General features: G+C 35.2%; 12 protein-coding genes and 1 pseudogene. 4 read left to right on the top strand and 9 right to left on the bottom strand.

Going from position 1 to position 9,160, the window contains the following annotated elements:
• Positions 1-143: 143 nt before the first annotated feature.
• The 9 genes and pseudogenes from FTU46_RS16280 to FTU46_RS16240 all read right to left on the bottom strand — a co-directional run bounded on the left by FTU46_RS16280 (position 144) and on the right by FTU46_RS16240 (position 4,419).
• Positions 144-470 (bottom strand): MazG-like protein, encoded by a 327-nt coding sequence (locus FTU46_RS16280; protein ID WP_104470979.1) that lies wholly within the window; start codon positions 468-470, stop codon positions 144-146.
• Between the two features lie 516 nt (positions 471-986).
• Positions 987-1,259, bottom strand: a complete 273-nt coding sequence (nadS, locus tag FTU46_RS16275; protein WP_005108769.1) for a NadS family protein — start codon at positions 1,257-1,259, stop codon at positions 987-989.
• Positions 1,252-1,572: a type II toxin-antitoxin system RelE/ParE family toxin gene (locus tag FTU46_RS16270; RefSeq protein ID WP_000897309.1), complete on the bottom strand. Its 321-nt coding sequence runs from the start codon at positions 1,570-1,572 to the stop codon at positions 1,252-1,254. Before FTU46_RS16270 ends, nadS begins: the two co-directional genes overlap by 8 nt.
• 113 nt (positions 1,573-1,685) lie before the next feature.
• The gene (locus FTU46_RS16265; protein ID WP_180105335.1) at positions 1,686-1,883 is read right to left on the bottom strand and encodes a hypothetical protein; all 198 of its coding nucleotides are present in this window, start codon (positions 1,881-1,883) and stop codon (positions 1,686-1,688) included.
• 69 nt (positions 1,884-1,952) lie between these two features.
• Positions 1,953-2,179 (bottom strand): annotated as a pseudogene (locus FTU46_RS16260) (hypothetical protein).
• Between the two features lie 98 nt (positions 2,180-2,277).
• On the bottom strand, positions 2,278-2,493 hold the full coding sequence (locus FTU46_RS16255; RefSeq protein ID WP_063454763.1) for a cold-shock protein: 216 nt from the start codon (positions 2,491-2,493) through the stop codon (positions 2,278-2,280).
• 607 nt (positions 2,494-3,100) lie between these two features.
• Entirely contained in the window at positions 3,101-3,724 is a 624-nt protein-coding gene (locus tag FTU46_RS16250; RefSeq protein WP_180105334.1) for a hypothetical protein, read from the bottom strand.
• A gap of 198 nt (positions 3,725-3,922) precedes the next feature.
• Complete coding sequence (locus tag FTU46_RS16245; protein ID WP_180105333.1) at positions 3,923-4,108, bottom strand: YqaE/Pmp3 family membrane protein; 186 nt, start codon at positions 4,106-4,108, stop codon at positions 3,923-3,925.
• A gap of 29 nt (positions 4,109-4,137) precedes the next feature.
• Complete coding sequence (locus FTU46_RS16240; protein WP_180105336.1) at positions 4,138-4,419, bottom strand: mobilization protein; 282 nt, start codon at positions 4,417-4,419, stop codon at positions 4,138-4,140.
• 209 nt (positions 4,420-4,628) lie between these two features.
• Here FTU46_RS16240 and mobQ point away from each other — a divergent pair, with 209 nt between their 5' ends.
• The 4 genes from mobQ (at position 4,629) to FTU46_RS16220 (ending at position 8,997) form a co-directional block, all read left to right on the top strand.
• Positions 4,629-6,065, top strand: coding sequence for a MobQ family relaxase (gene mobQ, locus FTU46_RS16235; RefSeq protein ID WP_180105332.1), 1,437 nt, complete (start codon positions 4,629-4,631; stop codon positions 6,063-6,065).
• Between the two features lie 516 nt (positions 6,066-6,581).
• A complete protein-coding gene (gene repM, locus FTU46_RS16230) occupies positions 6,582-7,475 on the top strand; it encodes a replication initiation protein RepM (protein WP_180054137.1) in 894 nt (297 codons plus the stop codon).
• A 63-nt stretch (positions 7,476-7,538) separates the two neighbouring features.
• Positions 7,539-8,102 (top strand): plasmid replication DNA-binding protein, encoded by a 564-nt coding sequence (locus FTU46_RS16225; RefSeq protein WP_180054136.1) that lies wholly within the window; start codon positions 7,539-7,541, stop codon positions 8,100-8,102.
• A gap of 298 nt (positions 8,103-8,400) precedes the next feature.
• Positions 8,401-8,997, top strand: coding sequence for a hypothetical protein (locus tag FTU46_RS16220; protein WP_180105331.1), 597 nt, complete (start codon positions 8,401-8,403; stop codon positions 8,995-8,997).
• Positions 8,998-9,160 lie beyond the last annotated feature (163 nt).

Genomic DNA, 9,160 nt, shown 5'->3' with positions numbered 1-9,160 from the left:
TAGTTTTGATACTGTGATTAAAGTTGTAAAAGCACTGAATTTACGCTTAGCAATTTAAAAAAAGTTATTAAAAAATGGAGCTTTAGGCTCCATTTTTTAATTTCGTATAAGGTGTATTATGTTAATTCCGATACACCTAACAATTACTTAATATTAAGATGGTTCTCTGTTTTTGATAAAAAATCATTTATTAATGCCTCAGGAGACATTCCCATTCTTTGAGACAGAATAATAAGCCACCAAAAGCATTCTCCTATTTTATGGGGTAACTCAGTTTCTGTATCTTTTTTTGGCCATCTATTTTGTTCAGACATAATATTTCGGCCTACTAATCCTGCATCTGTTAAAAATGCTAATGCATCCTCTTCAATTGACCAAATAGTATTATGATTAGATCTTTCTAACTCATGATACCTTTCTCTAATTTTTGCAGACCTCTCCATAAGTTTTTTAAAGTCCGTGTTATCCACAATTCACCTCTTTCTATAAATTTATTAATTTAGTTTAACCTAAAAATAGAGTCCATTTAACATAATGGGCGTTATACGAAGTACACTTGTATATTAATTTTAAAATCAACAACTTAAAAATTTCACCCTGACCACAAAATGCACAAAAATTGGCTTTTGTAATAAGTTGGTGAGTTTTTAGGCGGATCTGTAACATTTTGCCATTAAAATTGATTAAAAAACGATCGATATCGCAATCGATGCCCATTTCATACGGATCCAGGTTCCAAAACTATCCCCAATTGCTGGGGATAAAATTTAGGCTATTTTGTACGCTCAGGCTTACGTGAATCTCGGCCCTTTGCGGCTATCTAGGATACTGGAACTTTCCTATGATGAACTCATCAGGAACAGGAAGTTCCATAACATAAAACAAAAATTATAAGTTATTGCACATGGACCAGAGGGTACAACAGCACAATCAGCAACGATAAAAAACCCCGGCAGGATGCTGGGGTTTTTTATTATCTAAAATTTTTAAATCAGAGTTGGATGGGCATCCAGAATGCGAATTAGAGTCGCTGCAGGACCAGTCGGATAGCGACGGCCTTGTTCCCAGTTTTGTAGGGTTCTCGCGCTGATATGCAAACGTGCAGCAAACTCTGCCTGGGTTAAGCCAGTTTTCTCACGTACTTCTTTAATATCTGGCAATTCAAGCGCTGTGACTCGGCTTGCTTTTATTTCATTGCGTTTGATGGCACCAGCTTCTTTGATTGAAGCAACCAGGTCATCAAATAAGTTGTTATCCATGAAATTGCTCCTTCACTAATTGACGCAGGATCGAGGTTTCTTTATCTGTCAGATTATCTTTCACAGACTTTGGATAAGCCACCAGGAAAAAGATCTGATCATCTTCTGTGACCCAATAATAGATCACACGGATACCGCCACTTTTGCCTTTATTGCCCTGAGCACAACGTACTTTACGAATGCCACCGCCATTCTTGATTAAGTCACCTTTATCAGGCTGTACCAAGAGATCTTGCTGGAGCTGACGATACTCTTCATCACTTACAAGCTCTTTGATTTGCTTGGTAAAAATACTAGTTTCAATGAATAGCATAGGTTTAAGTACGTCAATGGCGTATAAGAATTTTAGCAGTTTTTGCATAAAAAACGAGAGCTTTGAGCTCTCGTTTCGCACAATCAATATCGTATTAGTTTTAACAATAGTATTTATAAAATTTTAAAAATTTTTCCACTTAAAGTACTTTGGAAAAACATTTCGAAACTAGGTCGAATATCTTCTCCCTCAACAGTGATATGTTTTATATTCGAGTGAGATTGCGTATCGGCAAACTGATGATCTACTGTTGCTTGGATAGCGTGTTTAACCCCAAACTGGTCTTTTACGCTGAGAGTCTGTTTAAACATATATATCCCCTTAATAAAATTATAGTGGTAGAAATCTACCCAAATTCTTAATGCTTGTTGATGTTGGCTCTAAGCAACTTTATGACTTAATTTAAATAGCTGATTTAAAGAAGTGTAAAATGTACGGCCATCCAAATTTAAATCAACCTCGATTCCAGATGAAAGAAGGACTCTTTTACCTACTTCGATTTTTTTGAACCTTGACGTGTATTTTGCATTTTATGAAGGGGAATTAATGAAACAATAATTTCAGTACCATTTTTAGATTTTGCAATTAAATCATTTAATTTTAACAACTTACATCCTATTTTTTAGAAATTTTTCAATTTGTAAAACAAATTTTAAAGTATAAAAAAAGCACTCATGAGTGCTTTTTATTACTGTCTATTATTACTTAGATAGCAACAATATTTACAGCATTCGGTCCTTTTTGACCTTGAGCTACACTGAATTCAACTTGCTGGCCTTCCATTAAGGTTTTGAAACCTGAACTTGCGATTTCGCTGAAATGAGCAAAAACGTCTGGACCTGATTCTTGTTGAATAAAACCAAAACCTTTAGTTTCGTTAAACCACTTAACAGTACCTTTAACAATATTTGAGTTTGACATAATATATCCTACTAATTTTTAATAATTTTTAGTCATTTTATTGACCGATTATAACTTGGAAAATAATAAAGAATGAAACTTAAAATCTAAAAAACGAAGGATTATGACTAAAACTGCGATACTTAAGGAAGATTTACCGAAACAAGACTTTTTTTCTAGTTGAGTTAAATATACAGTAAAAATAAAAATAATCAAGTTTTCTTATATATATATTTATCAAACTTATAAAAAGAGATAAAATCATAATAAAATCAAAATTTTATTGTAAATGTAACAATCTAAGGCTAACATGTCAGTCTATTAAGATTGATAAGTAATGAATGCGATTATATAGTTCTGTAATAACAATATTGATGTTTTTAATTTCGGGAATGATGATTTTTTCCCAGACACAAATCATATATCAACCACCAAATTTTACCGTTTTAAATATCTCTAGTTAGAAATATTTTATAAAAAACCGCCTAATAGGCGGTTTTTTTAATTTTTGAAGAAATAATGAATCTCTCTATTTAACATAAAATCTCTTATGCGAAATACTAAAGCCCGCTCTTAAAACGGGCTTTAGTTAAAGAAAATAAGCTTACTGTACTAACCTAGCTAACGTTTAAGCGAATTCCTCCTTCATGACCTTATTCTTAAAAATCTCTAGATCTGGAATAACTGAATAGTTTCCATATCTTTCTTGCCATCCTTTACCAGTTGCGGCTTTCCACTCTTCTTCAGTAAATGGAATTTTTTCTTTAAAAAAGAATACATTTTCGGGCAATACTTCTAGTTTAAAAGAACTTATTTCGAATCCAAATTCAGCCTCTACATCATCCCATGCCCATTCTGAAAAATCATGTTCTTCTCTCAGAATACGATACGCTTGATTAATACGCTTATCTAAGAGACCTGAATCTACCATTTTTTTTCTTAATTCAATTCTTTCTTTTTCGGTAAGATACTTACAGTCTTTATAGTAGCCAACTAGATATAATTCATTATTTAAATTTCTAGAAAAAAAGAAAATATTATGTTTTTCATTGAATAAGGTAGATACATCAGCTTTTAAATAACCATAAACTTTTCCGTCAATTAATTCTGACTTATTAAAGTTCCAGGACTCATGACCTATTCCTGATTCAGCAATGTAATTATCTTTCCCTTGTTCAATATAATAGCCCGAAATATCAGGCATCTGATATTGGTTTTCATTCCATGAGATTTTTTGTAATAAGTTAGCCATTTATACGCTGTCCTAAGTATTGAATACTATAATAAATTCATTAATAACAGTATCTTATATATTTAAAAGAAGAGCAATTGTCAGACTTTGAGCACATTTTTCTAATTTTTTTCACGCTAAAGTCTGACGATTGACATTAAATAATTTTTAAAAATCCAATGCAGAGTATTTCAAATAAATATTCTTTATTAAATCTATTTAACCTAAAGTTTTTTTAATTTTTTGATCCGTTTTGTATTCCGACAAAGCATAGACCGCCCAGATGGCAGCCGGGATCCAGCCTAAAACTGTAATCTGGAGTACCAAACAGATGATGCCTGCAAATGGTCGTCCTATGGTGAAAAATAGCAGCCAGGGAAAAATTAAAGCAATTAGCAATCTCATTTCAACTTCCTATGTATCTTTTCAAAAAATTAGTAATTAACTGCCGGCAGATGAAACAGCTTACGATCTCTTTCATCCGTCAAATAACGATCCATCTGAGCAATCAGTTTTGTTCTAGCCTGTTCATCATCTTCTGTGATTTTCAACATACAGGATCCGATCAAAATCTTGCGTCTGGTATCGTCCTTGCGAGCCTGTTCTTTCTCTTTAGCACGTTCTCTTGCAAGTGCTGCTTGTCTTTGAGCTTTAAGCTGTTTCAGCTTTTCTTCCTGGGCTTTAATTTTGCTGTCTAGTGTTTCAGTAACGCTCATTAATCCAATACCATCATCCTGGGAAACCATCCCTAACATAAGCGCACTTGAATATGCATTCAAGGTGCTATATGTATAGTAATGTTTTCCTCGAAGAGCGCACTTATGCAAACTTCGTTTGCAAGTCCGATTGGGGTCTCCCCAATACCCCGACAACCGTATCCACGGTTGTATTTCACTACGTGAAAATTTAAAAGCGAAAAACAGGCATGGCGATTTACCACTTTTCAGTCAAAACCGTAGCACGATCAGCAGGGCGTTCCGCTACTGCTGCGATTGCCTATCGGGCAGGTGAAAAGATCTATTGTGAACGTGAGGGCCGAGAACATGATTACAGCCGAAAAACAGGTGTGGAATATAAAGAAATTTATTTACCCGAAGGCGCACCAGAACATTTAAAAAACCGGGAAAGACTCTGGAACGAAGTTGAACAACGGGAAACCCGAAAAAACTCGACAGTTGCCCGAGAATTTGAAATCGCTTTTCCAAGTGAATTAAATCAGGAACAACGTCTGGCCATGCTCGAAGAATTATGTGCCAGCATCGTGGAAAGACATCAGGTAGCAGTCGATGCCTGTATTCATGCACCGCATACCGGATCCGGCAGTGATGAGCGCAATTATCACGCCCATATCCTAATGAGCACACGTAAACTTACGCCAGAAGGTTTTACAGAGAAAACCCGGGAACTCGATCAGAAACACAGTGGAGAAATCGAGCACTGGCGTGAACACTTTGCCGATATCTGCAATGTGCACCTGGATCTGGCCGGATCCACAGCCCGGGTCGACCACCGCAGCTACAAAGACCAGGAGAATGGCCTGGAAGCCACCCTGCACGAAGGACCGAAAGTCACCGAACTACGTAGAAGAGGCATCGAAACCGAAATCAGCCGAAGCAATGATGAAATCAAACAGAGAAATCAGGCTCAGTTGCAATACGACAAAAATATGGACGTTCTAATTGCTGAAAATGAGATAAAACTCAGCAAACTGAAAACAGAACAGCAGATCCAAATCAAGAATAGCGCTAAAACGCCACCAATTGACGAAAAAGCCCTGTTTGAAGAAAAACAGAGGGAAACCCTTGGCAAAGTGCTAAAACGCGAAATCAGCGCAAAAGAGGCGAATCTAGACCTGGATTTTATGCAGGATGTTCTTAAAAAGGCAGAAAACACCTTGGGTAAGCTGCAAAAGCATAAAAACGAGTTTAGTCAGCAGCTCGCCCAAGACATCGTGAAAAGCGGACTCAAACAAAGTCATGACAAATTGCAAAGCCTGGTGGATCAACACAACCAATTAACCCAGAACAAACCCTTACTGTTTGGAAAAAAAGCCTGGGAAGCCCAACGTGATGCGATTTACCAAGAACATAAACAACTGAAAGGTCAGCATGAACACCAGAAAAAAAATGGTGTGAAGGATTTATTGGAAAATGAAAAATTCAAAGAACATGCCTGGAAGCACTACCAACAACAACATCCGGCCAAAGCCAAGCAATACCAGACTCTATACCCAACCTATCAAGTCATTAAAAAATGTGTGGATGAGATCAAAGCAGAACAACAGATGAAACTCAGACAAGAACAACAGCTCAAAGCACAGCAACATGCGCCTAAAATGAAATCTCGTGGCATGAGTCGCTAAACAGAGCGAGTGTCTACGAGCGAACTGAGAAAATTTGCCCTTTCCTTTCCCTGATTACAAGCTCCCTATCCATCAATCACCTGCATAGCAGAGCATCCCGAATGGGTGCGAACTTTCCAAGTTTGATTCCTAAACCGAGCGTAGCGAGAAAAAAAAGCTTATGAGCGAAGCGAATTCCGAGTTGCTTTTGCTTTTTCTAAAAGTCACGAAAATATGAAGCAAAAATTGCCCCAACGAATCGAGCGAAAGCGAGATTCAATAGAGTTTGAGCGTAGCGAAAACCAAGGGCAATTTTTCAAATTCCCTTTTTTAATTATTTTTAAATCTTTTAAATCTTTTCAGCCCTCTGTATGCCTTTAGTAGCAATAGTTTCAGTATTTAAATATGACGGATTGACTACTAACTATGACGGATTGACTACTAACTATGACGGATTGACTACTTAACTATGACGGATTGACTACCAACTATGACAAGTATATATTTGTCATATATTAAAAATTAAATGGTTTTATTTTGGATAAGAATCAAGTTGTAAAATCAAATCAAGTTATAGAAGCTTCATATCAATTAAGTGCCGTAGAGCAACGTATTGTCTTGGCAGCCATTTCACGTATTCCAAAGAATCAACCCATCACAGATGATGAGTTATACCCAGTGAGTGTTAATGAATTACAGCTCCTAGGAGTACACGAGAAAACAGCCTATAGAGATTTAAAAGAAGGGATTAATAGACTTTATGAAAGGTCTATCAACCTCTCTGTAGACGATAAATCTATCAAAATGAGATGGGTACAAGAGGTTCAGTTTTTAGATAGTCAAAGTGTCATTGGTATTCGCTTTTCAAAACCAATTTTGCCTTTTATATCTAACCTAAGTAGAGAATTTACGAAATATGCTCTATCTGATATCGCGGGTATCAACAGTGGGTACGGTATCCGTATCTATGAGTTACTGGTGCAATACAGACAAATAGGTAAGCGTGAAATCTCTGTTGATAATCTACGAACCATGCTGGAACTAGGTAAAAAGTATCCGTTATTTGCTGATTTTAAAAAAAGGGTAATTGATACTGCTGTAGATCAAATAAATGAATACAGCCCTTTACGTGTGACGTATGAGCAGAAAAAAACAGGTCGTAAAGTTACTCACATTACTTTTTCTTTTAAAGAAAAAACAAAAAGTATTGGTCAGGAAACTACAGACATACCGAAAGAGTTCTATAAGTTAACAGATGCTCAGATAAACATGTTTGGTAATCAACTATCACGTCTACATGAACTTTCTCATCTAGCGCGTGAGGGCGAGAGCTATGAAATATTAGCTTCAAAAATCAAGGAAAAACTTAGAGATCCAAAACAACAGAAGCAGTTTTTACCTTACTTACGGAACTTAGGCTTCAAACCTTGAGTGTATTGAAGAATACACTTATTGTATTCTTCAATACGTATCTTAAATACACAGTAATACACTATGAAAACAAGTACAAAATACAGTGTTAGTGATGCTGCCACACTGTATAAAAAATCTAGAGCGACACTTTATAAAGATATAAAAAATGGGGTATTAAGCCGTGATCATGATGGCTTTATAGACTTTTCAGAATTATTGCGTGTATATGGTGAACCGTTTTCTGGAAAACAGTCAAAACGTATTGATACGTCTCTAATACAGAATCTGGATACACCCGAATACACTGATAAAACAGTAGTAGAGTTGAAAAATCAGATCGACTTTTTAAAGAAACAATTAGAAAAAGCAGAAGATAGAGAGGCTAAAGCTAATGCTCGTATCGATACGCTTCTTACACTAATTGAAATGAAGCCATCTAAAGCTAGTAGTGAACCTAATAAAGAGAATATTGAAAGTAATATTTCGCCAAACCCAACTGATATGGCAACAAATATTCAGTTAAAGCAGGTTAAAGAGGACGGATTGACTACTCCAGAGAACAAACGTATCCCTGTTCCAGAACATGTTGAGCCAGAACCTAAAAAGAGAGGCTTCCTGAGCCGTTTTTTCCTTCCGTATGGTTAACCAGGACTCCAATTTTTTGATGAGCCAATTTCATTGCCAGCAATGAAATAATGACTCACCAAAAAACCGGATGATGTTTATTAAAACTGAATAAAGTCGTGAAACATTGCTTAAATAATAGGCGTGGAACGTGAAAAATCACAAAAAAAGCCCGAACAGGGATGTTCGGGCTATCAACTAGGAACTACAGCGTTGAATTTTCAAGAGAATTATAACGCATTTCGTATAAGGTGTATTATGTTAATTTTAGGAAAACTGAAATAAGATCAATCTAACTCGTAGAACAACAGGAGGGGATATGAATAATGATATAAGTGAAGCTGCCTATAATCCAGATAGACTACTATTGAAAGTTCTGGAGGAATTATCACCTTTTAGGTATTTCTATTTATATCTCTTCTTCTTAGTTTTTATTGTTGCTTATATTTTGGGATTTTATATTGAAGATTATTTAGGGATCACCAAATTTTCTCAATCAATGATTTTGGCATCACCACAAGTAAAATTAGTAAATGATGTTACGTTAATATTTGAAATATTTATTTTTTTAATTATGCTTTTAAAGTATACATTTGTGGGCTTAGACATTAGAACTCAATATTTATTTAAAAAATATGAAAGATATTACCAGAGCACTCATGATGTTAAAAACAATAGACATTTAATTGTATTACTATGCTCTTTAGTCTTGTTAATTTTTATTTATATGAGATATCAAATGTTTATTTTTACCGATGGTGGAAATATATCTTCTATAAGAAAACTTTTAAATGGACCTGATTTTTTTCTGTATTTGTATATGATTTTAGGTTTTTTAATGAATCTTTTTTTCTTTATATGTGCAATTTATTGCTTGGAGCTGAGAAAGCACGTTACAAACAGATATTTTAATTAATTATTTGAAAAATTAAGTCCATTTAACATAATGGTTGTTATACGAAATTCACCGTTTCGAGCCCCAAATATCAAGTTTATTTCTTGCATAAATGTATCCTATAGGATACATTCTACTTATGTACTCAATATATACCACTGAAGTCTTTGATGACTGGTTCACC

The organism is Acinetobacter sp. YH12108, assembly GCF_013419055.1.
Taxonomy (GTDB): Bacteria; Pseudomonadota; Gammaproteobacteria; order Pseudomonadales; family Moraxellaceae; genus Acinetobacter.
The sequence above is the reverse complement of the archived record's forward strand: the minus strand, read 5'-3'. Positions and strand labels throughout refer to the sequence as shown.

Excerpts from the sequence above, each read along its gene's own strand:
- nadS (WP_005108769.1), bottom strand. The coding sequence starts at position 1,259 with ATGGATAACAACTTATTTGATGACCTGGTTGCTTCAATCAAAGAAGCT.
- FTU46_RS16270 (WP_000897309.1), bottom strand. The coding sequence starts at position 1,572 with ATGCTATTCATTGAAACTAGTATTTTTACCAAGCAAATCAAAGAGCTT.
- FTU46_RS16265 (WP_180105335.1), bottom strand. The coding sequence starts at position 1,883 with ATGTTTAAACAGACTCTCAGCGTAAAAGACCAGTTTGGGGTTAAACAC.
- FTU46_RS16255 (WP_063454763.1), bottom strand. The coding sequence starts at position 2,493 with ATGTCAAACTCAAATATTGTTAAAGGTACTGTTAAGTGGTTTAACGAA.
- FTU46_RS16250 (WP_180105334.1), bottom strand. The coding sequence starts at position 3,724 with ATGGCTAACTTATTACAAAAAATCTCATGGAATGAAAACCAATATCAG.
- FTU46_RS16245 (WP_180105333.1), bottom strand. The coding sequence starts at position 4,108 with ATGAGATTGCTAATTGCTTTAATTTTTCCCTGGCTGCTATTTTTCACC.
- FTU46_RS16240 (WP_180105336.1), bottom strand. The coding sequence starts at position 4,419 with ATGAGCGTTACTGAAACACTAGACAGCAAAATTAAAGCCCAGGAAGAA.
- mobQ (WP_180105332.1), top strand. The coding sequence starts at position 4,629 with ATGGCGATTTACCACTTTTCAGTCAAAACCGTAGCACGATCAGCAGGG.
- FTU46_RS16225 (WP_180054136.1), top strand. The coding sequence starts at position 7,539 with ATGAAAACAAGTACAAAATACAGTGTTAGTGATGCTGCCACACTGTAT.
- FTU46_RS16220 (WP_180105331.1), top strand. The coding sequence starts at position 8,401 with ATGAATAATGATATAAGTGAAGCTGCCTATAATCCAGATAGACTACTA.